Annotated in this window: 18 protein-coding genes; 7 read left to right on the top strand and 11 right to left on the bottom strand. The window is 71.3% G+C overall.

Translation table 11 applies throughout. From position 1 onward, the window contains the following. The first annotated feature begins 53 nt into the window (after nt 1–53). Nucleotides 54–1,835, top strand: coding sequence for an asparagine synthetase B (locus OHA89_RS35215; protein WP_266611942.1), 1,782 nt, complete (start codon nt 54–56; stop codon nt 1,833–1,835). A gap of 40 nt (nt 1,836–1,875) precedes the next feature. Further along, nucleotides 1,876–3,240, top strand: a complete 1,365-nt coding sequence (locus OHA89_RS35210) for an aldehyde dehydrogenase family protein (protein WP_406367909.1) — start codon at nt 1,876–1,878, stop codon at nt 3,238–3,240. A 17-nt stretch (nt 3,241–3,257) separates the two neighbouring features. On the opposite strand, the gene OHA89_RS35205 is transcribed toward OHA89_RS35210, so the two are convergent. Beyond that, nucleotides 3,258–3,527: a hypothetical protein gene (locus tag OHA89_RS35205; protein WP_406367908.1), complete on the bottom strand. Its 270-nt coding sequence runs from the start codon at nt 3,525–3,527 to the stop codon at nt 3,258–3,260. 108 nt (nt 3,528–3,635) lie between these two features. On the opposite strand from OHA89_RS35205, the gene OHA89_RS35200 reads away from it, so the two are divergent. Next, the gene (locus tag OHA89_RS35200; protein WP_406367907.1) at nt 3,636–5,255 is read left to right on the top strand and encodes a poly(3-hydroxybutyrate) depolymerase; all 1,620 of its coding nucleotides are present in this window, start codon (nt 3,636–3,638) and stop codon (nt 5,253–5,255) included. Nucleotides 5,256–5,312: 57 nt separating this feature from the next. Further along, the gene (gene ligA, locus OHA89_RS35195; protein WP_266611934.1) at nt 5,313–7,373 is read left to right on the top strand and encodes an NAD-dependent DNA ligase LigA; all 2,061 of its coding nucleotides are present in this window, start codon (nt 5,313–5,315) and stop codon (nt 7,371–7,373) included. A gap of 28 nt (nt 7,374–7,401) precedes the next feature. Here ligA and OHA89_RS35190 read toward each other — a convergent pair whose 3' ends face one another. Beyond that, on the bottom strand, nt 7,402–8,487 hold the full coding sequence (locus tag OHA89_RS35190) for a DUF5954 family protein (protein ID WP_257558645.1): 1,086 nt from the start codon (nt 8,485–8,487) through the stop codon (nt 7,402–7,404). Between the two features lie 173 nt (nt 8,488–8,660). Here OHA89_RS35190 and OHA89_RS35185 point away from each other — a divergent pair, with 173 nt between their 5' ends. Then, on the top strand, nt 8,661–9,254 hold the full coding sequence (locus OHA89_RS35185) for a TetR/AcrR family transcriptional regulator (protein ID WP_406367906.1): 594 nt from the start codon (nt 8,661–8,663) through the stop codon (nt 9,252–9,254). Further along, on the top strand, nt 9,251–10,105 hold the full coding sequence (locus OHA89_RS35180; RefSeq protein WP_266611930.1) for an alpha/beta fold hydrolase: 855 nt from the start codon (nt 9,251–9,253) through the stop codon (nt 10,103–10,105). Before OHA89_RS35185 ends, OHA89_RS35180 begins: the two co-directional genes overlap by 4 nt. 53 nt (nt 10,106–10,158) lie before the next feature. On the opposite strand, the gene OHA89_RS35175 is transcribed toward OHA89_RS35180, so the two are convergent. Further along, entirely contained in the window at nt 10,159–10,491 is a 333-nt protein-coding gene (locus OHA89_RS35175) for a hypothetical protein (protein WP_257558640.1), read from the bottom strand. Between the two features lie 493 nt (nt 10,492–10,984). Further along, on the bottom strand, nt 10,985–11,665 hold the full coding sequence (locus OHA89_RS35170) for a Crp/Fnr family transcriptional regulator (RefSeq protein WP_406367905.1): 681 nt from the start codon (nt 11,663–11,665) through the stop codon (nt 10,985–10,987). A 77-nt stretch (nt 11,666–11,742) separates the two neighbouring features. On the opposite strand from OHA89_RS35170, the gene OHA89_RS35165 reads away from it, so the two are divergent. Beyond that, the gene (locus OHA89_RS35165; RefSeq protein ID WP_266611926.1) at nt 11,743–12,006 is read left to right on the top strand and encodes a YciI family protein; all 264 of its coding nucleotides are present in this window, start codon (nt 11,743–11,745) and stop codon (nt 12,004–12,006) included. 35 nt (nt 12,007–12,041) lie between these two features. Here OHA89_RS35165 and OHA89_RS35160 read toward each other — a convergent pair whose 3' ends face one another. The 7 genes from OHA89_RS35160 to OHA89_RS35130 all read right to left on the bottom strand — a co-directional run bounded on the left by OHA89_RS35160 (nt 12,042) and on the right by OHA89_RS35130 (nt 21,224). Then, entirely contained in the window at nt 12,042–12,395 is a 354-nt protein-coding gene (locus OHA89_RS35160) for a hypothetical protein (protein WP_406367904.1), read from the bottom strand. Nucleotides 12,396–12,577: 182 nt separating this feature from the next. Then, nucleotides 12,578–13,114 (bottom strand): hypothetical protein, encoded by a 537-nt coding sequence (locus OHA89_RS35155; RefSeq protein WP_266611923.1) that lies wholly within the window; start codon nt 13,112–13,114, stop codon nt 12,578–12,580. A 289-nt stretch (nt 13,115–13,403) separates the two neighbouring features. Next, the gene (locus OHA89_RS35150) at nt 13,404–14,315 is read right to left on the bottom strand and encodes an SDR family oxidoreductase (RefSeq protein ID WP_406367903.1); all 912 of its coding nucleotides are present in this window, start codon (nt 14,313–14,315) and stop codon (nt 13,404–13,406) included. After that, nucleotides 14,312–14,926: a TetR/AcrR family transcriptional regulator gene (locus OHA89_RS35145; protein ID WP_406367902.1), complete on the bottom strand. Its 615-nt coding sequence runs from the start codon at nt 14,924–14,926 to the stop codon at nt 14,312–14,314. Before OHA89_RS35145 ends, OHA89_RS35150 begins: the two co-directional genes overlap by 4 nt. Nucleotides 14,927–15,018: 92 nt before the next feature. After that, the gene (locus OHA89_RS35140) at nt 15,019–16,386 is read right to left on the bottom strand and encodes a pyridoxal-dependent decarboxylase (RefSeq protein WP_266611917.1); all 1,368 of its coding nucleotides are present in this window, start codon (nt 16,384–16,386) and stop codon (nt 15,019–15,021) included. A gap of 146 nt (nt 16,387–16,532) precedes the next feature. Beyond that, nucleotides 16,533–17,819 carry a hypothetical protein gene (locus OHA89_RS35135; RefSeq protein ID WP_406367901.1) on the bottom strand — a complete coding sequence of 429 codons (1,287 nt, stop codon included), beginning with the start codon at nt 17,817–17,819 and terminating at the stop codon, nt 16,533–16,535. 15 nt (nt 17,820–17,834) lie between these two features. Next, nucleotides 17,835–21,224, bottom strand: a complete 3,390-nt coding sequence (locus OHA89_RS35130; protein WP_406367900.1) for a PQQ-binding-like beta-propeller repeat protein — start codon at nt 21,222–21,224, stop codon at nt 17,835–17,837. Between the last annotated feature and the right edge of the window lie 101 nt (nt 21,225–21,325).

Raw genomic sequence — 21,325 nt, 5'->3', positions numbered from 1 at the left:
CACGCAGCACGCAGCACGCAGCAGTACGCGAGCACGAAGGGAAGGAGCCAACCGTGGCACGTTTCTGCGCCTGCCTGGCCGACACCACCGGGCAGGCCCGCGCCCATCTCGAGGCGATGGGCGCCGCCGGACCGGGACACGTTCCCGTGGACGTACCGGGCGCCGGGCTGAGCCTCGTCACCGGCGAACCCGGCCGTGCCACCGGACCGTTCAGGGCGCACGGACGCACCGCGGTCGGCGAGGTCACCCTCCACAACCGCCCGGTGCTGCTCGCCGCCCTCGCGGCCCGGGCCCCCGCTCCGCCGCCGCCCGTCGATTGCCCGGACGGCGAACTCCTGCTCCACTGCTGGGCGTTGCTCGGCGAGGCCGGAGTGGCTCTCGCCGAAGGGATGTTCGTACTGGCCGTGCTCGACGGGCCCGACCTGGTCCTGATCCGCGACCACGTCGGCGCCCGTACCCTCTACTACGCGCGGGCCGGCGCCGCCTGGGCCGCCTCGACCTCGCTACGGGCACTGCGCCGCTGGCCGGCCCTCGGCACGTCCATGAACCTGTCGGCAGTCCGCTCCTTCCTCACCTTCGCGTACCTGCCGGGAGAGGAAACCCTGCTCACCGGGGTCCGCGAGGTGCTGCCCGGCCGGGTGCTGCGACTGGCCCGCGACGGCCGGGTCACCGAGACGGTCCACTGGGAGCCCCGGGAGCACATCGAGGACCCCCGCCCCGCCGACCCGACCGGCCATGTCCTGGGTCTGCGGGCCCTGTTGGAGCAGGCCACGGCGAACCGGCTGCCCGTGGCGGAGCCCGCCGCGGTGCTCCTCTCCGGCGGCATCGACAGCTCCCTCGTCACGGCCCTGGCGGCGAAGCTCCACTCCCACCCGGTCCACACGTACTCGATCAGCTTCGGCGACGACCTGCCGAACGAACTGGGCTACTCCGGCCTGGTGGCCTCCCACTGCCACACCCGGCACCGGATCCTGAACGTCTCGGGGGCGGCGGTGGCGGCGCGGCTGGCCGAGGCCGCGGCGCTGCTGGACAGCCCGGTGGGCGACCCGCTGACGGTGCCGAACCTGATGCTGGCCGAGGCCGTGGCCGCGGACGGTGCTTCCGTGGTCCTCAACGGCGAGGGCGGCGACCCCGTCTTCGGCGGACCCAAGAACCTCCCCATGCTGGTGCAGGAGATGCACCGGACGCCGGGCACGCCCTGGGACGAGGACCGGGCGACCGCGTACCTGCGCTCGTACCGCAAATGCTGGACGGACCTCCCGGTCCTGCTGACGGCGCCCGCACTCGACGCACTACGGGACGCCCCGCGACCGCAGCGGCACGTGGAGCCGTACCTGCTCCCGGATCCGGGCGGTCCGTATGCCATGGAGCACCTCCTCAACCGCCTGCTCCACTGCAACCTGCGGACCAAGGGGGCGCACCACATCCTGACGAAGGTGGAACGCCTGACCTCCTCCCAGGGCGTGGAGGGCCGCTCCCCGCTCTTCGACCGGTCGGTCATCGACCACGCCTTCGCCACCCCGCCGGATTACAAACTCCGTGGCACGACCGAGAAGTGGATCCTCAAGGAGGCCGTTCGGGACCTGTTGCCGGGCACCGTGGTCGACCGCCCGAAGAGCGGGATGCGCGTGCCGGTCCAGCAGTGGCTGACCGGTCCGCTGCGGGAACTCGGCCACGAACTCCTCCTCGGCCGCCGTTCCCGGCAACGGGGCCTGTTCCGCCCGGAAATCATCCGCACCTGGCTGAAGGGCGAGGGCATGCTGCTGCCCCGCCAGGGCGGCAAGCTCTGGCTGGTGCTGACGCTGGAGCTGTGGCTGAGGTCGTACGACGTATGAGTTCCGGTCTAACCCGAACCCCGATCCGCGAAAGGCGCCCATGACCGCCGCACCCACCGAACCGACCGAGTTGACCGACCCCCGCACCGGGCGGGCGCGCGGTACGGCCGCCCTCTCCCGGGAGCGGGAGGTGGCGGCCGCAGTGGCTGGGGCCCGCGCCGCCCTCCCCGGCTGGAGCGCCCTGACCCCGAAGGAGCGGGGCCGCCGACTGGACCGCCTCGCGGCGCTGATCGAGGAGCACGCGGAGCAGTACGCGGCCCGCGAGCAGGCCGGGACCGGCAAGCCCGGGACGGAGACGGCGGGCGAGGTCGGGCAGGTGGCGGACCTGTTCCGGTTCTACGCGACGGCCGCGCGCGCCCGGACCGCCCCGGCCTCGGGCCATCTGGTGGCGGGCCACGAGAGCTGGGTCCGCTGGGAGCCGATCGGCGTGGTCGGGGTGATCGTGCCGTGGAACTACCCGCTGCTGATGGCCGCCTGGCGCTGCGCGCCGGCCCTCGCGGCGGGCAACACGGTGGTGGCGAAGCCCGCCGAGACGACCCCCGACAGCCTGGAGCTGCTCGCGGAGCACGCGGCGCTGGCGCTGGGCGCGGGCGTGCTCCAGTCCCTCCCGGGCGACCGGCGCACCGGCCGCCTGCTCGTGGAGTCGGCGGTGGACATGGTCGCGTTCACCGGCAGCGGCCGGGCCGGAGCCGACGTGGCCGCGCGGGCCGGGACCCGCCGCGTCAGCCTGGAACTGGGCGGCAACGCACCGGCGATCGTCCTCCCGGACGCCCCCGCCGACACCTGCGCCTCCCTCGCGGAGGCCGCCACGTACAACGCGGGCCAGAGCTGTGCGGCCCCGGCCCGGGTGATCACCCTCGCGGAGAACTACGAGGACACCGTCGCCGGGCTGGCGGCGGCGCTGGGCTCCCGGCTCGCCGGGCGCGACTTCGGGCCGCTGAACAACGCGGACCAGGCGGCGCGTTACGACCGTCTGGTCGCCTCCTCCGCGGCCAAGCGGAACTTCGCGGCCGCCATCGCCCAGGACGCCGGCGGGGTGCAGGGACACTGGCGCCCGGCCCGTCTGCTGGCCGATCTCCCGTACGACGACCCGGCGGTCACCGAGGAGGTGTTCGGGCCCCTCCTCACCGTCCAGCAGGCGGAGAGCACGGAGGCTGCCCTGGCCCTGGCGAACAGCGTCCCGCAGGCGCTGGCGGCGAGCGTGTGGACCACCGACCTGGGGACCGGCCTCGACCTGGTCGCCCGGCTGAACGCGGGCGAGGCGTGGCTCAACTGCCATCTCGTGCAGACGGCCGAACTCCCGCACGGGGGCCGGGGGACGTCCGGTCACGGCACCGATCTGAGCGTCCTGGCGCTGCACGAGTACCAGCGGCCGAAGACGGTGACCGTACGGGTGACCCGGTAGCGGCGGACGCCGCGCGTTCACAGCAGCCCGACGGCCTGGGCGATCCAGCGGCCGGGAACGTCCACGTTGAGCAGGGCGGGCAAGGCCACCCCGGCGGGAACGGCCGCATACGTGGCCAGGCCGACCAGGGTGGCGGGCCAGGTGACGCCCGGACCGCCGCGAGCACCGGACCCGCCGGGCCACGGCGCGAACCACCAGTCCTCCGCAGGGCACTTCAAGGCCACCCGGAGCGGAGCCGGGCGACGGGCCCCCGCCGGACGGGCCACGTCCAGGGTGTCAACCGCCATAGGCGGGCGCCCTGTTGTGGCAGGCGTCACCGTGCGTAAGGGATGTGGCCGGAGGTTATCGTCGCAGCCATCCGAACCAGTGAGCCGTTTCACACCCGTGGAGGGTTTGTGCATCCATTTCCTGGAAGGCTCGGTGGGGCCGCCGCAGCCCTGCTACTCGGCGTCGGCGTGCTCCTCGGCGGCCCCGCCTCCGCTGACGCCGGGGCTGCCAGTGCCGCCGCGGCCGCCGTTCCGCCCGTCACCGGCGAGCTCAAGACGTACAACGTCGACGGCGTCTACAGCGCCGGCGTCTCTTCCGGCGGGTACATGGCGACCCAGTTGCATGTGGCCTATTCCGGTACGTTCGACGGCTCGGCCGCCTTCGCCTCCGGTCCGCAGTACTGTGCGCAGAACGACCTGGGCAAGGCTCTGAACGCCTGTATGGAGGTCTACCAGGACCTCCAGCTCGCCACCCTGAAGCAGACCACCACGAACTGGTCGGCGCAGGGCGCCATCGACCCCGCGGCCGGCTTGAGCGGCGACCCCGTCTACGTCTTCAGCGGTTCCGGTGACTCGACCGTCGAACGCCCCGTCTCCACCGCGCTGAACGACTACTACCGGCACTTCGGCGCCAACGTGCTCTACAACAACAGCACCGCCGCCGGCCACGCCTGGATCAGCCCGCTGGGCCCGAACGCGTGCACCGTCACCGCCAATCCGTGGATCAACAACTGCGGCATCGACGCCGAACGCGAGTTCCTGGGACATCTCCTCGGCTCGGTCAGCGCACCCGCGAGCAACCTCGGTGGCAGCCTGATCCGGTTCGACCAGAACAAGTACGCGCCCGGCGGCGCCGCCAAACCGATTTCCATGGACGAGAACGGCTTCGTCTACGTGCCCACGAGCTGTGCGGGGGGCGCGGCCTGCAAGGTGGTCGTCGCTCTCCACGGCTGCAAGCAGGGCTACTCGTACCAGGGCTTCGGCACCCGGTTCATCGACAGGGCTTACCTCAACGAATACGCCGACACCAACAACCTGATCGTCCTGTACCCGCAGGCCATTGCGACCACGACTCTCGACAACCCCAACGGCTGCTGGAACTGGTGGGGCTACCTCGGCGACCCCGACTACGCGCGGCACGGCGGCAAGCAGATCGAGACCATCATGGGCATGGTCAAGGCCCTCGGCGGCACCGGCTCGACGCCGCCGCCCACGGGAACCGTCACACTGCCCAGCGTGGACGCCGAGGACGGCTACATCAAGGCCGCGGGTGACGGCTCGGGACCGGCCGTCGGCACCCTGGAGGAAACCTCCGGCCTGGCCCTGGGACGGGGCACCGACGGCAAGTTCAACCGGACCGTTCTGTCCTTCGACACCGGCGCCGTTCCCTCCGGGAAGGAGATCACCCGAGCCTGGGTGACCCTGACGAGGAGCAGCGGATCCGGCGACCCCTGGGCCAGCCCGGCCGGCAACCGGCTCCTGGTCGACGTCCACACCGGCTGCCTCGGCGGCTGCACGGTGGAGAGCGCTGACTGGGCCGCCGCCACGACTGCCGCGGGCACCGCCGAGATCGGCTCGTTCGCCTCCGGCAGCAAAGCCTCCGGAAACCTGTCCGCCGCGGGCCTGGCCGCGATCAACCGTTCCGGACGGACCCAGGTCCGCCTTCGGTTCGAACAGAACCAGCCGGCTACCGCCTACCTCTTCGTCAACAGGGACACGCAGGCCACTCTGACCGTGGAGTACCGGTAGCGGGCGCACGTTCGCCGTCGCCGGGCATTGTCAGACCCTTGGGAGAGGATCTCTCTCATGACGATCCTTTCCGCCGATGAGGCGCTGTTCAGCCTGTCCAGCCGTGCCGACTACTCTGCCGCGCTCCAGCAGCTGCGCGACGCGTCCGAGGCGTACTACGGCGGCGAGAACAGCTCTCTGGATGACGCCACTTACGACCGGCTGCGCCTGTCCGTGCTCGCCTGGGAAGCGGAGCACCCCGAGGAGGTCGCCCAGGACTCCCCGACCGGTCTGGTCGGGGACGGGGCCGCCCCGGTCGGCGACATAGCGCACACCACGCGACTGCTCAGCCTCGACAACGTCTTCGACCCGGCCGGCCTCCTCGCCTGGGAAGCCTCGCTCCAGCGCCGCCTGGGCCACGCGCCCACGGGCGGGTTCACGGTCGAGCCGAAGATGGACGGAGCGGCCGTCGCCGCACGCTACCGCGCGGGGCGGCTGGAGCAGATCATCACCCGCGGCAACGGCACCCACGGCGAGGACGTCAGCCACGTCATCGGCTCGATCGAGGGCCTGCCCGAGCGGCTGCCCGTGCCGGCCACGTTCGAGGTCCGCGGCGAGGTCCTGTTCACACAAGCGCAGTTCGAGACCGCGAACGAGGTCCGCACCGCACACGGCGCGCAGGTCTTCGCGAACCCGCGCAACGGCACGGCCGGCACCTTGCGCGCGAAGGACCGCCCCTACCGGCTCGCGATGACGTTCTGGGCGTACGGAGCGGTCGAGCTCGACGGCGTCGGCTTCGTGCCCTCCGGGGCCACGCACGCCGAGGCCCTGGCCGCCGTCTCCGAGGCCGGAGTACAGACCACGGCCGACACGCCCGCCGGTCTGCAGGTGGTGGCAACCCTCGCCGAGGCGCAGCAGAAGGTCGACGAGATCGCCGCGCTGCGCCCCGGCCTGCCGTTCGGTATCGACGGGGTCGTGATCAAGGCGAACGACGCGGCCGAGCAGGCCGCGGCCGGGTTCGGCAGCAGGTTCCCGTACTGGGCGATCGCCTTCAAGCTCCCGGCCGTCGAGCGGCAGACCGTGCTGAAGGACGTGGTCTGGGACGTGGGCCGTACCGGCGTACTGGCCCCGACCGCCATCCTCGAACCGGTGGACATCGACGGATCCACGGTCACCCGGGCCACCCTCCACAACCCGGCCGACATACGCCGCCGCGACCTCCACCTCGGAGACACCGTCACGGTCTACAAGGCCGGCGACATCATCCCCCGCGTCCAGGCCGCCGTCATCGGCCGCCGCCCGGACGGCGCGCAGGAGGTGCCGCTGCCCACGGCATGCCCCAACTGCGGTGGAGAGATCAACAAGGACCAGGAGCGGTGGCGCTGCGCGAAGGGAACCGCCTGCGCCCTGCCCGCGCTGATCGAGTACGCCGCCGGGCGCGACATGCTCGACATCGACGGCCTGGGCAAGACGTACGTCAAGGCCCTGATCGAGTCCGGTGACGTCACCGATGTCGCCGACCTGTTCACCCTCACCGAGGACCGGCTCACCGCCGCCTCGGGCAGTGCCAAGCGCGGAGCGAAGCTGGCCGAACAGATCGCGGCCGCCAAGTCCCGTCCGCTCAGCCGCGTCTTCTGCGCCCTGGGCGTGCTCGGCACCGGGCGGAGCATGTCCCGCCGCATAGCGGCACACTTCGTCACGATGGATGCCATCCGGCGGGCTGACGCTTCCGAGATGCAGGAGGTCGACGGCATCGGCGGGGAGAAGGCTCCGGTCATCGTCGAACAGGTCGCTTCCCTGGCCCAGGTGATCGACAAGCTCGCCGCAGCCGGGGTCAACATGAATGAACCGCAGCAGCCCGAGCCGGCCGGTGAGGGCCCGCTGGCGGGCAAGACCGCCGTTGTCACCGGCAAGATGAGCGGACCGCTGGAGAACATGGGGCGCTCGGAGATGAACGCGCTGATCGAGAAGGCCGGTGGCAGGGCGGGCAGCAGTGTCAACTCCAAGACCACCTACCTGGTCTGCGCTCCGTCGGCGAACGGGAAGCCGAGCTCCAAGGCCGTCAAGGCCGAGGAACTGGGCGTCACGGTCCTCACCCCCGAGGCCTTCGCCGAACTCGTCGCCGACTACCTCGGCTGACCGTTGCGGGGCATCGCTGTGTTCCTGGTCAGTCCTCGGGGACGATGCGGCCGTCCTCGTCGAGCACCAGGTGGATCCGTGCGGGGTCCTGGCTGTTGACGTCGGACGGGCGCGGGCCCTCGGGCCCGTCGGTGCCCCAGCGCAGCAGGCGCCGGGTGCGGACGATCTGGTAGACGGTGCCCTGGAATTCCAGCCTGTTGACGCGCCCGACCCGCAGCGTGTCCGCGGCCTCGGCATACGCGGCCAGCTCCGCGGGCCGCGGACCGGCCGGCGCCCCGCCGCCCGCTTCCCAGGTGCGGGCGTCGGTGCGCGGATCGGCGTCGCCGGGAATGTGGCCGCGCATACGCGGCCACATCCACGTCAGGGAGAAGTCCAGAGACTTGCGGGCGGCATGCGCGGTTGCGTGCGGCCCGCTGACCGGCCGCCAGCTGCTGCCAGCCTGCTCCACGACCGTGAACGTCGGGGGCAGCAGCAGCACGTCCGGATGGGTGTCCAGCGCCCGCTCCGCGTCGGCGCGCACGTCTTCGGGGAATCGCTCACCGGTGTAACACAGGCCGCGCAGTGCCAGCCGCTCCAGAGCCTGGGTCGGAGTGAGGGGCGCCTCCGGGTCCAGGACCAGGCCGTCATCGACCTCCGACTCCCTTGAAGCACGGTCCCAGTCGGGGACCGGCGGTTCCGGGTCGGTCGGGCGAGGCTCTTCTATTCCGCCCGGGCCCGCGGCCGCGTACTCCTCGGCCCGCACGACCCGGTACCGGGTCCCGGCCGCGGTGAGCTCGTCGACCCGCTCGCTCTCCAGCCGGGCGACCGCCGCCAGCAGTTCGCGCCGTTCCGCCCTGTCCTGGGCCTCGTCCTTCGCGCGGAACCACAACCGCGAGTTCAGCCCGTCACGCGCCAGCTGCGGACAGCCGGCGGTCACCGCGAGCACCACCCGCCACCGCGGCCCGTCCCCGGCCCGCTGCGCCGCCACCCCGAACAAGGGGCCACGCACCACCACATCGCCCGCACGCGCCACGGCGTCGACCGCGTCGGCTTCCACCACGGCTTCCACCGGCTCCACAGGTACCCGCACCACCACCGGCCACGACCCGCCCGGCCCCACATCACCACGGTTCATGCCCCCATCCTGCCGACGGCGGCACACCACCGTCCCGGATTCACCGATTCCCCACCCGCTGAGGTCCCGCGCGTGGCACGGTCCGCCGTCGTCACGCCGCACGCGGCCCCGGTTGCCATTCCTAGGGGTCCTAGGTTATATCTAGAGCTCCTAGAATGATCATGGGAGGGTGCATGGTGCGGGCAGGGCTGACGGCGGAGCGGGTGACGATCGCGGGCGCCGAGCTGGCGGACGAGGTCGGGCTCGACCAGGTGACGATGTCGCAGGTGGCGCGACGGCTCGGCGTGAAGGATGCGAGCCTGTACACGCATGTCCGCGGCCTGGAGGATCTACGCGGACGGATCGCGCTGCTGGCGGCGGACGAGAAGACCATCCGTATCGCGGAGGCGACCGCCGGGCGGGCGGGCAAGGACGCGCTGGTCGCGTTCGCCAACGCGTGGCGGGAGTACGCCCACGGGCATCCGGGCCGCTACACGGCGACGCAGACCCCGATCCGGATCGACCCCGAGCTGGCCGCACAAGCTTCCGGTCCGCGGCGCGCGGTCGAGCTGACCTACGGCATGCTGCGCGGGTACGGACTGGCCGAGCCCGACCTGACCGACGCGGTCCGGCTGCTGCGCAGCACGTTCCACGGGTTCGTCGCCTTGGAAGCCGCGGGCGGGTTCGCACACGAGCGTTCGCCGCAGCAGTCCTGGGTCCGCGCCCTCGACGCCCTGCACGCCCTCCTGGAGCACTGGCCCCCGTACCGAGAAGGAGACTCCTCGTGATCGACCCGACCATAGGCAGCCTGCGTGTGAACGGCGCGACTCTCCATTACGAGGTGCGCGGCCAGGGCCCGCTCCTGCTGCTGATCCCCGGAGGGGCGGGCGGCGCAGCCTCCTTCGACGGCGTCGCCGACGGCCTGGCCGCCGAATACACCGTCGCGACCTACGACCCGCGCGGCATGTCCCGAAGCACGCTGGACGACCCCGAGGCCGAGCAGCGGGTGGCCGAGCACGCCGATGACGCGTTCCGGATGCTGGAACTGCTGTCGCCCGGTGAGCCCGCCCGGGTGTTCGGCGCCAGTTCGGGCGCGATCGCCGCCCTGCACCTGCTCACCGCCCATCCCGAACGGGTCGAACGCGTCGTGGCGCACGAGCCGCCGGTGGTGGAGGTCCTGCCGGACGCCTCCGAACATCGCGCGCTCATCGCGCGCGTGCAGGAGACGCTCCGCACAAAGGGGCTCATGCCGGCGATGGCCGTGTTCGCTGCGGGCCTGAAGAACGGTGGCGACACCACCGAGCCGAAGCCCGAGATCGAGCTTCCCCCGCTTCCACCGCTTCCCCCGCAGGCAGCCGCACGGGCCGAGCGGACGATGGCCAACCTGCCGTACTTCGTCGGGCGCATCGTGCCCGGCTTCATGTCCTACACCCCGGACATCCACCGGCTGGAGGCGCTGTCGGACCGGCTCGTACTCGCCGTCGGCCAGGAGTCACGCGGCGAACTGCCCTACCGCCCGGCCGCCTTCCTGGCCGAGCGACTCGGCACGGAACTCCTCCAGTTCCCCGGCGGGCACACCGGCCTGACCACGCATCCCGCCGAGTCCGGCGAACTCCTCCGGAAGGCCTTCCGCGCCTAGACCGGCGGGCCTGGCAGCCGTTCCCCTTGGCCCGGGCGCGGATCTGCCCTCGCTCAGGTGGAGTGAGTCACGATCTGGGAGATGACCCAGATGGCCCAGGCCAGGGGGATGAGGGCCACGTATGCCTGCGGCCGCCGAAGCACCGGCGGGCCCGTGTCAACGTGGGCGCGTCCCGGGGCGGGCGTCGACGGGGGAAGCTTGCTGTACTTCAGGTAGGCGAACAGATTCCATACGAGCGTGAACGGGTTGAGGATCACCAGGGAGAGCGGGCCCCACCAGCCCAGGCACAGCGTCCTGGTGGTCATCTGCCGGACGACGGCTATGCCGCAGGCCCGGCAGAACGGCCCGTCCAGGTGCTCGAACCTCATCAGGATGAGAATCCCCATGTGGGACCGCACCTTGAAGTTCGCGGCAGCCTGGCCGCCACACGCGCGGCACGCGGGCGCGGGCGGCGCGTAGCCCGTGGGAGCCGGGCCGGCGTAACCGCCGGGCGCGGGCGCGTAGTTCCCCGGAGCCGGGGCATAGCCGTGTTCTCCGGACGCGCTGTAGGGATTGCCCGGCACAGGACCGTGGCTGGACGGGTGATGTGGTGTTGCCATTTTTGAACAGTTCTCCAAGATCGCTCGTACGGGCTAACACTAACCGCAGCCGAACAGGTACTCGGGCGACGGCAATGAGAACCACCCGCGGCCTCGGACGAGTTCACCACTCGAGATCGACCCCGCAGAGGGCCCGCGCGAGCCCTCCCGCTCTGCGGTGCCCTTTGGTGAAGGGAACGGTTCAGCCCGAGCCTGCCCGCTGTCCCGCCCCGTCGCGAACCACCGACCGCCCTGATTGCCCTGATTGCCCTGTACGGAGCAGTGATGAATCGATCCTGCCCTACCCCATGTGGTTCCTCCGGTACGAGGTGCGCGGGCTCGATTCGGTTGCGCGCAGGGCGAGGAGCTCGGGTGCGAGCACTGCGACGGTGTGGCGCGAGACCTCGACCAAACCGTCGCGGCGCAACTGGGCGAGCAGGCGGTTGACCGTCACCCGGGTCGTGCCGAGCAGGTCGGCCAGTTCCTGTTGAGTGCCCGACAGCTCGACCTCGCCTTGGGGAGATGCGGCCGCTTGCGCCAAGAGCCAGGCCGCCAGCCTGGCCTCGACGGGAAGCGTGACGGCGTCGACGAACCGCTCTTGTTGTTGCCGGGCATGGTCGGCGAGCAGGCGCAGTACGTGCCGGCGTACTGCGGGCACGTCGTCGACCAGTTCTTCGAACCGGGTTCGCGGGAGGCTGCGTACGGTGCAGTGGGTGACCGCGGTGAGAGTGGCCGTGTGCCCGCGGCCATCGATCACGGCCACCTTGTCCAGTGCACAGGGTCCGGTCCAGTCGCCGAAGCGGACGACCCGTCCGGCGGCCGTGGTGGTGGCGGCGGACACCCGGCCACGCAGCAGCAGGAGGAGATACTCGGCCGGCTCGCCGGCACCGCGTATGACTTCTCCCGCGTGGTGGCGGCGCGGCAGCGAGTGGGACCAGAGCGCGCGCAGCCGATCTTCAGGCAGTGCGGCCAGCAGAGGCACAGCCGCCAGTGCCTGCCAAGGGGCTGATGTATCGGCTGATACTGAACTCCTCATCGTCAGACCGTACCGTCGGCCGCATGATGATCCTCGAGCTGGCCTTCACCGCTGCCCCGGAACGCCTCGCCGCACGTCCGGCGCACCGTTCGTTCCTTGCCCGGCTCCACGAGGAGGGGCGTCTGCTCGCGGCCGGTCCCTGGGGGGACGACTCGGGCGCGCTGCTGGTGTTCGATGTGGAGCGCGCCGAGCTGGAGGTCATCCTCGACGCCGATCCATACTACCGCACGCCGGGAGTGACGGTCGCAGGCATTCGGGAGTGGGTACCGGTGGTCGGCCACATCTGACCTGGTCGCACCATCAGATACGACGCCCGCGCCTCTCAGTGGAACTCGTGGACCAGTTCTATCTCACCAACGATGTGGGCGTTGAAAGCGTCGAGCTCCTCCGCCGGAACCCACAGCTCGAGGATCGTCTGCCCGCCGGCCTGCTGGACGGGATACCGCGTCAGGAACTCGGACTCGACCTCGAACCGGGTGACGAAGCCGGCTCCGTCGTGCTTCACGTTCCAGTCCCTCGCGATCTTGATTGCGTAGTCCTCGTTGAGGACCGGGTAGAAGATCGGCTGCTCCGGCAGACGAGGCGGCCAAGCACGCCAGTTCAGCTCTCTGACCAGGTCCAGCTCGTTGGGGCCGGTCGGGCGCCACAGGGTCGTCGTTGCTTGCCGGCTGGTCATGGGAGTCGCTCTCTGGACGTCGGAGGCCGCTGAATCGGCTGGTCAGGAGACCGGACGATACCGGTACGGCATGCCCGACGGCCATGCCGTTTCCGGCTCGGCGGGTACCGGGGCGGGCCAGGAGCCTGGGTACCAAAGACGATCCCGATGGGATTTTCCGAGGCTTTGCCGACTGAAGCTGCCTATTCCCCCTGAGGAGTTGGTTCGAATGCTTTGAAGCAGACAGCCCGGCCTGTGCTGCAGATCTCAGCGTCCGGCGGGATGCTCCGGCCCTCCGGGAACTCGTACGTCAGAAATGTCATCGTCCGGCCCGAGGGGAATTTCACCGTGGCTTCCTGCACCGGGGTTGCGTGCTCCGGTGTACCGCCGGTGTACGCGAAGGGCCCGCCGGCGTTCTCGACAATGCTGACGGTCAGCCACATCTGACCCGGTTCGGCGAAGCCGTGTGGTCTGCCTCTGCCCACGTGCACGTATCCCTGCGGCTTCCGCTTCGTCGCCAGTCCGAAGCACTGCCGGTCCGACGCCCTCTCGCGGATCGACAAGAGGCAGTATGTGTTGGCGTCTGGCATCCAGGCCAAGTCACCCGTACCGACCTGCTGGTTGCGCCGTAGAACCGCCACATCGGACGTCGCCGGGGCGGCCTCACCCGGGGGGAACGGCCCCTTTCTGAAGGCCTCGACCAGCTTCCCGTCCTGCGAGGTGATCGCCGCCGCGCCCAACGGTGAGGCGGGACCGGGCTCCGGCGGCTCCGGCGCCTCGGGAGAGCCGGCAGAAGTGGGAGAACTGGGAGAAGCGGGAGCCGCGGAGGAGGGAGGGGAAGCGATGGAAGGGCTGGCCTCCGTGCACGCTGTCACCATCAACAGCAGTACGCCGACACTCGCAAGAAGCCCACGCTTCATCACCCACCCCCCCGGTTGCGGGGATCATACCCACGGTGAGCGGCGCCTGCGGATCGATCCCCGCCGATACGAAACACGGTCGATGTCACGCACTGCCCTCCGGCCGGTGTCACAGGGGATCTCCGAGTGGCCCGTACTGCCCTTCCAGGTTCTTGGCCCAGTGGGCGGCGAAGTCCGGTTGTGTGCCGTCGGCGTCAGTGAATCCGTACTCCTGGTACAGGCCCCAGGTGGCCAGGGCCCGTCCGGTCTTGGCCATGATGTGGGGGTCCGCGGCCAGCGCGACGACTGCCCGGCCCAGGTAGGCCGGGGTCTCGGAGTGGGCGAAGTTCGGGTCCTGGGCCGCGCCGTCGCGCCAGTTGGTCTCGGTGACGCCGAAGTTCTCCAGCATGGCCTCCGAGCGCAGGAAGCCGGGCGTGAGCGCCACGGCCGCGACGCCGTGCGACTTCAGCTCGGCCGCTTGCGCGATGGCGAGACGGATCACGGCGGATTTCGCCAGGTCGTAGAAGAACGAGCCGCGATAGCGAGCGGTGTTGCCGTCGGTGACCTCCACGACCAGGCCGCTCTTACGGGCGACCAGCAGCGGCAGCGCGAACCGGCTGGTGATCACATGGGTCTCCACCGCCTGCCTCAGCAGACGGAGCCCGCACTCCAGATCCTGCTCCCACAGGGGATGCTCCCAGTCAGTCAGCGGGTCTCCGCCCCACACCGAGTTGACCAGGATGTCGAGCCGGCCGTCCTGTTCCGCGGCAATCCGGTCCACCAGGGCCCGGACCTCCTCGGGACGGCTGTGGTCGGTGCGGACGGGTATGCCGAGGCCACCGGCGGCGGTGACCCTCTCAGCGGTCTCCTCGATGGTCTCCGGGCGGTCCAGGCCGGAACGCCCGGCAGCGCTGCTGCGACCGGTCACGTACACCACCGCACCGGCGGCGCCGAGCTCGACGGCGATTCCCCGTCCGCCGCCCCGGGTGCCGCCTGCGACCAGGGCCACCTTCCCGGCCAGCGGGCGTGCATCGGGCGTCACGATTCCTCCAGGTCGCGGCTACGGCGGGGCGGGACATGCGGGGACAGCACGGTGTCGAGCTCCTGCCGGAGCCGCTGCTCGAGGGTGCCTTGGCGTTCGAGGGCCCAGGTCAGACCCGCACCGGCGGTGATCGCCCGTACGGTGCCGGCCAGCGCCGCGACATCCGTCCCGGCGCTCAGCTCGCCGGCGGCGGCCGCGTCCGCCAGCAGTTCCTCGACCGCGCGTTTCTGGGCATGGTGGACGGCCAGGGCGCGCTCGTAGAGCTGCGGATCGGCGAGGTCCATGCACAAGAACGCCAGATGGTTGGCGAAGCTCTCCGGCGTGCCCGTCTCGCCCGCCGATTCCACGACCAGCGCCACCAGGGCCTCGAGCGCCGATCCGTGCGACTGACGCGCTCGCCCGGCCATCTCGCTCGCGTCCCGGGCGGACCGATCGGCCAGGGCCAGGAGCAGTCCGCGCTTGGACCCGAACCGCTGCACCAGCGTGCCGGGCACCAACCCCACCTCACGCGCCACGGCAGCCAGCGTGAGCCCCCCAGGACCCACCTGCCCCATGACCTCGGCCGCCGCACGCAGGATCACCGCATCCTCGATCCCTCGGGGACGTGCCACCTCCACCACTCCCTCATTAATGAATGCTTGTTCATTCATTAAAGCGCGGAACCTGCGCCTTCGGCAAGCCCGGCCCGGGGCCCGCCGACGGGCTATGCGGAGCGATGTGCGCGCCGGATCGCGTCGAGCGCGCGCGTGACATCGTCGTCGGTCGTCGACCAGTTGCTCACCGAGATGCGCATGACACGCCGGCCGTGCCAGGTGGAGCCGCTGATCCACGCCGTGCCGTCGTCGAGCAGCCGGGCGATTACCCGTTCCGTGCGTTCGTCGTCGCCGAACTCGGCGCAGACCTGAGTGAATACGACGTCGTTGAGGACGGTCGCGCCGTCGATCGCGGCGATGCCGGTGGCGAACGCGGAGGCGTGTCGGCACAGCCCTTCGACGAGGTCGGCCACGCCTGATCGTCCGAGGGATCTGAGCGCGGCCCACACGGTGAAGGCTCTGCCGCGCCGGGAGAGCTCGGGGACCTTGTCGATGGGGTCGCCTTGTTCGTCCTGGATGAGGTAGTCCCCCTGCAGGCCCATCGCCGCTCGGATCGCGAACGGATCGCGCACGATGGCGAGGCCGCAGTCGTACGGGACGTTCAGGGTCTTGTGGGCATCCGTCGCCCAGGAATCGGCGTACGAACAGCCCGCCATCAGGTGTGCGTACATCGGGGAGACGGCCGCCCACAGTCCGAAGGCGCCGTCGACATGCACCCATGCATCTGCCTCGCGAGCGGCACCGATCGCCTCGGCGAAGGGGTCGAAGGCCCCGGAGTGGATGTCTCCGGCCTGGAGGATCACGATCGTGGGGCCCTGCCGGCCGGCCGCCAGGGCGTGCCGCAGGGCCCCGGGCTCGACGCGCCCTTGCCCGTCCGCCTTCACCAGTTCGGGTTTGCCGAGTCCGAGGTAGCGCAGCGCCAGGTCGATGGCCATGTGGCGGTCCTCGCCGGCGATGACGCGTACGGCTGGCCCACCCACGAGTCCGTCGTGGGCCACGTTCCAGCCCGATCGCCGCAGCACCGCGTCGCGCCCGGCGGCGAGGCAGGTGAAGTTCGCCATCGTGGCACCTGTCGTGAAGCCGACGGCGCTGTCGCTCGGCAGGCCGAGCAGATCGAGCAACCACGCGCCGGCGATCTCTTCCGCCGCCGCGTACGCGGGCGAGACGGCGCGCATCACGCAGTTCTGGTCCCAGGCGCTGACCAGCCAGTCCGCGGCCAGCGCGGCCGGTTCGGTGCCACCGACCACGAACCCGTAGAAGCGGCCGCTGGGAAAAGCGGTGAGCCCCGGCTCACAGGCCGTGGCCAGCAGGTCGACGACATCGGCAGCCTTGCTGGGGCCGTCGGGAAGCTCGGCACCGAGCTCACGCACGATCTCCTCGACCGAAGCGCGGGCCGGAACCCGGCGGTCGGAGAGGCTCGCCAGCCAGCGGACGGCATGGCCGTATGCCTGTCGGAGCGCCATCTCGCGCGCGTCCATACCTCGGACTATGAAGCTGTCGCCGCCGCCCCGCAAGCGCGGGGAGACGCGAAGGGACGTAAGGCGCCCCGCCCGGCTTCAGACCGGACGGGGGCGCCTCTGTCGTGTGCCAACGGCACGTCACGGAACTCGCAGGGCTGCGGCGATCATGGAGCCAGGAGGTGGCCGGCCGCAACCGCCGAGGCCACCGTCCCTCCGGCCACCACCGCCGAGGCCGCGAGGAGGGGAACCCTCGGGGTCCATGTCCGCAGTGCCCGGGAGCGGGAGACGCGATCCAGCAGCGCGTCCCGGCCGCGCAGCACGATCAGGCCGACGCCGGTGAGCGTCAGCGCCATGCCGAGGCCGAAGGCGGCGACCATCGCGAGGGCGATGGCGACCTTGCCGGTCAACAGGCCGGTGAGCAGGACGAGGAAGGCGGAGGGCGAGGGCAGCAGGCCGCCCGATGCGCCGAGCAGCACGAGGCCTCGCCAGGTGAGGAGCGACGGGGCGTCCGGGATGTGATGGCTGTGCCCGTGATCGTAATCGTGGTCGTGCCTGTGCCCGTGGTCGTGCCCGTGGTCGTGCCCGTGATCGTGGTCGGAATGGTGGTGTTGTCGGTGACGCAGATGCCGCAGCAGCAGACTCACGCCCGCCCCGGCCACCACCAGCGCCGCGATCAGCTGGAGCCACCCCGTGAGCGCCGCGATGTCCGGGGTGCTGTTCGCCGCCAGCCACCAGCCGACCGCCAGGGTGGCGACCGACAACGTGTGCATCACGGCGACGATCCCACCCAGCCACACCGCATCGCGCGCCCGGCCCCTGCCGCCCACCAGATACCCGGCGGCCAGCGACTTACCGTGCCCCGGCGCGCAGGCGTGCAGCGCCCCCACAGCCGCGGCCACGAGCAGCGCCAGCGGCAGGGCCGCGCCGTGGTCCAGCAGCGCAGCCAAGTCGGTTGTCCAGGCCCCCGGGCCCGAAGCAGCCGATGAGCCCGCAGCCGCCCCAGCCCCCGACGGTGTCAGAGTCAGCGTCCGCGTGGGCTCCTGCGCAGTGTGCAGCCCGCCGGAGCCCGTGCCCGTCACCGACAGGGTCCGGTACGCCGGGTCCGCGTCCGTCAGCGCCGTGACCGTCAGGTCGATGCGCTCGACCGTCCGCTCGCAGACGAAGTGGAGCTTCATGCCGTCGGCCCGGTCCACACGGCACGGGTGGCCGTCCTGGCGCACGACGATGTGCGAGCTCAGATAGGCCGCCTCGTCACCACCGGACTGCTTCTCCAGTACGGCCACGTCGTCCCGCTGCGCGGACCAGAACACGTCGACGGCGGTGCCCGCCGCCTCGACCTTCACGACGGGCGGGGTTCCGAAGGGGTGCGCCTGCGCCGTCCCCGCACTGCCCAGGAGCAGCGCGGGGACGGCGGCGAGCAGGAGCAGCACCCCGGTGCGGAGTGATCGCACGCTGGTGCTCCCCCTCTACTTCCGGCGGGCGGCGAGCGCGTGGACCGTGCCGTCGTCCGTGAGGGCGAAGACCCAGTCACCGCTCACGGAGAGGGCCGAGGCCACTCCCGCGCCGAGGTTGTACGAGGCGACCTGCGCTCCGCTCGTTCGGTCCAGGACGAGCAGGCGACCGTCCCACGTCCCGACGTACACGTGGGAGTCCGTCACCAGCGGGTTCATCGTCGGCGAACCGGAACCTGCCGAACAGCCCATGGCGACCCGCCACTTGTCGTCCAGCGGGCTCTCCCCCGCCAGATAACCGGACTTCGCTTCCCACACCGGCTTCGAGGGATCGGCCGCGCTCGTGTCGTAGGCGCGTACCACTCCGTCCCGGCCCGCGACATAGGCGGTGTCGCCCCACACGGCCGGGCTGGTGAGCGGGGCGCGCCCCGGCTCGCAGGTGCTGCCGCCGCCGAGCTTGGACTCCCAGGTCACCGCGCCCGTCTTCGGGTCGTGCCCGCGGACGCCGTAGGCCGTGAACGTCACCAGCTTCGCCTCGCCGCCCGCGGCCTGGTCGGTCAGGACGGGCGAGGAGTGGCTGTCGATGTCGCCCGCGGTGTCCTTCACCCACAGCTGGGTGCAGGTCGCGAGGTCCATGGCGATGACGGTGTTGCTGGACATGGAGTGCAGGTAGGCGGTGTTGGAGCCGGGCTGACGGATCACGGTGCTGTGGGCCTGGCCCCAGGAGAACGCGGCGCCGAAGCCGCCCGGCAGGATCCCGCCGGTCTCGGAGTCCCGGCAGCGGACCGTGGAGGCGTCCTGGTGGACGGCGACCGAGCGGTGGTCCGCGCCCGCGAGGGCGAAGACGCTGACGGGTCCGCCCGCGCGGCCGTAGCGGCGCACGGTGTCCCCGTGCGTTTCCTCGCGGTCGATCGCCTGCCAAACGATGCGGCCGCTCGCCGCGTCGAGGGCATGGATCCGGCCGACGCCGGTGGTCAGATAGACCTTGCCGCCCTGGAGCGTCGGCGCCGACTCGGCGTCGCCGTCCAGGTACGTACGCCACAGCTCACGGCCGGAGGCGATGTCGTACGCGAGCATCATGCTGTACGGCGAGTCGAAGGCGCGGGACGAGACGATGAGCTTGCCGTCCGCGACCACCGACCCGTTGAGGTTGAACTGCTCGCCGGTGTGGCGGGCCCACCTGAGGTCGAGCTGCGCGCCCGGCTGGTCGCCGCTCGCGGACCGCCCGGCCTCGTCGCCGCCCTGCCGCAGCCAGTCCTGCCCGGTCCTGGGCTCGCCGAGTTCGGAGTCCCGTACGACCTCGAAGGTGTTCTTCACGACGGGGAACTGCTTGCCCCGGGTGTCGTAGGCGACCGACTCGGCCGTGTAGGTGCCGGGCCGCAGCCCGCGCAGCGTGCCGCTCGCCCGTGTCCAGGCGCCGCGTGCGTCGGGGCAGGGCTCCGGCGTGCCGCCGGGCGGGGTGTAGCAGTTCTCGATGCCGGGGCGGGACGCCTCCCGGCCGAAGCGCACCTCCTCACGCTTCACCAGGTCACCGCTGCCGTCGCGGACGGTGAGCACCGCCCTGGCCGGGGTACGGCCGTCGTCCTCCGCGTACACCTCGACGGGCACTCCGGCCTTGGCGCCGTGCACGCTTCCCTGGGCGGGGCTGACCAGGGCGGCGTCGTCGTCGATGTCGAACTGCCGGTGGATTCCGGACACATGGCCGGTGTCCTCGTTGCCCGGTGTGTTCGGATCGTCCGTGATGGCACTGAAGTCGAGGACCTTGTAGTCGGGGTGGGCGCCGTCGATCCCGTACGTGCCCTGGTTGTTGACCTCGACGGACCGCTTGAAGGCTCCGCGCCGGAATTCCGCCTGCTGGTTGTGACCGGCGGCGACCATCCGCACGTCGTACTTCGCGAGCTCGTCGATCGTCGGCTGCATGCCGGCGCCCGGGCCCCACTGGGTGAACAGCGAGCGGTGGGCGAAGACGAAGACCTGCTTGCCGACGGCGTGCCGGGCGAGGTCCTGGCGCAGCCACTCCAGCTGCGGCTTCAGCCCACTGGCGTCGTAGTTGTCCTCGAGGACGACGATGTGGCGGCCGCCCCGGTCGAAGCTGTACCACTCGGGGGCGAGGTTGCGGCGGTAGTACTCCATGCTGCCGGCGTAGCCCTGGGAGGTCGCCGTACCGCCGAAGTCGTGGTTGCCGATCACCGGGTAGAAGGGGTGACCGAGCCGGCCCTCCTCCAGGCCCTTGCTGAACAGGTCGTACGCGCCCTGGCGGCGCGGCTCGGCGGCGTAGTCCGTGACGGTGAGGTCGCCGGTCGCGATCTGCATCGTCGCGCCGTCGACCTCGGACATCGCCTGGACCTGGCCGGTCCACTGGGGCAGCGCGCGGCGGGCCTCGTCGTCCGTGCGGTTGCCGACCTCGGGGTCGGAGTTCATCACCCACTTCTCGTTGGGGTTCGAGGCGTTGCGGTCGGGCACGAGCGCGAAGTCGACGCCCGTGCCGCCGGTCTCGGGGACCTTGTGGAAGAACTGCGGGATGTAGTCCTTGCGCAGCGCCGGCGTGTATCCGTCGGGTGAGACGATGCCGACGAGGTCGGTCTCGCGCCGCTTGGGGTCGATCTGCAGGCTGTACGAGCCGTCGGGGCCGGTCGTGGTCCACACGGCGCCGTCGTTGACGTCGATGCCGGGCACGGGCGGCTCGCCCTTGTCCCGCCGGCCGTTGCCGTTGCGGTCCTTGAAGACGGTGCCCTTGACGGTGACAGTCGCGGCGGCGGTGGCGGTCCCGGCCGCATCCGTGGCGTCGTCGGCGAAGGCGGCCTGCGGCGCGAGGAAGGACAGCGCGACGGCTCCGGCGGTCGCCAGCTGCCAGCGCCGTCGGGTACGGCGCAGCCCGCCGCGGACGAGGGACGGCAGGCCCCGGGCGGCCAGCAGCACCGCGGCACCGGCGGCCGTGACCAGCGCGGCGGAGAGCCAGGGGAAGGCGGGCAGGGCGTGCGCGCCGTGGACGTCGACGAGCGGGGTCGCGGCAGAGGCGTCGACCGCCGTGCCGTCGAACTCGACGACGACCTGGGTCAGGTCGCCCTCGTCCATGAGGGGGCTCAGGTCGAGCGCGTCGACGTGGCAGCTCCACGCCAGCTCGATGACGACGCCGCCGGGCACGCCGCCGTTGTCGCCGGGCACCCCCGAGCCGGTGGCCGGGCACGGGGCCGAGAGCAGCCCGGCCGCCCACGCACCGGCCTGCTCGGGAGCGACGACGGCGTTGTGCACGATGAGGCGGCCGCTGGTGACATCGGCACCGGGTGCGACCACGAGTTCGGCGTGCTCGCGCGTGACATGCGCGAACGCGGTCTGGGCGCCTGTGCCCAGCACGAGGAACAGCAGCGCGAGGGCGAGCCCGGCTGCTCTGCGTATGTGCTTCATACAGCAGACGCTAATGATCCGGTGTCCGTCTACCGGTCAGTCCTGAACGACTTTCACAGAGCCGCCCGCAAGTGTTCAGCGTCCCGATTGTGGCCGTTGGG

The organism is Streptomyces sp. NBC_01546, from assembly GCF_045208355.1.
GTDB lineage: Bacteria > Actinomycetota > Actinomycetes > Streptomycetales > Streptomycetaceae > Streptomyces.
This window is presented reverse-complemented; position numbering and strand designations above follow the sequence as displayed.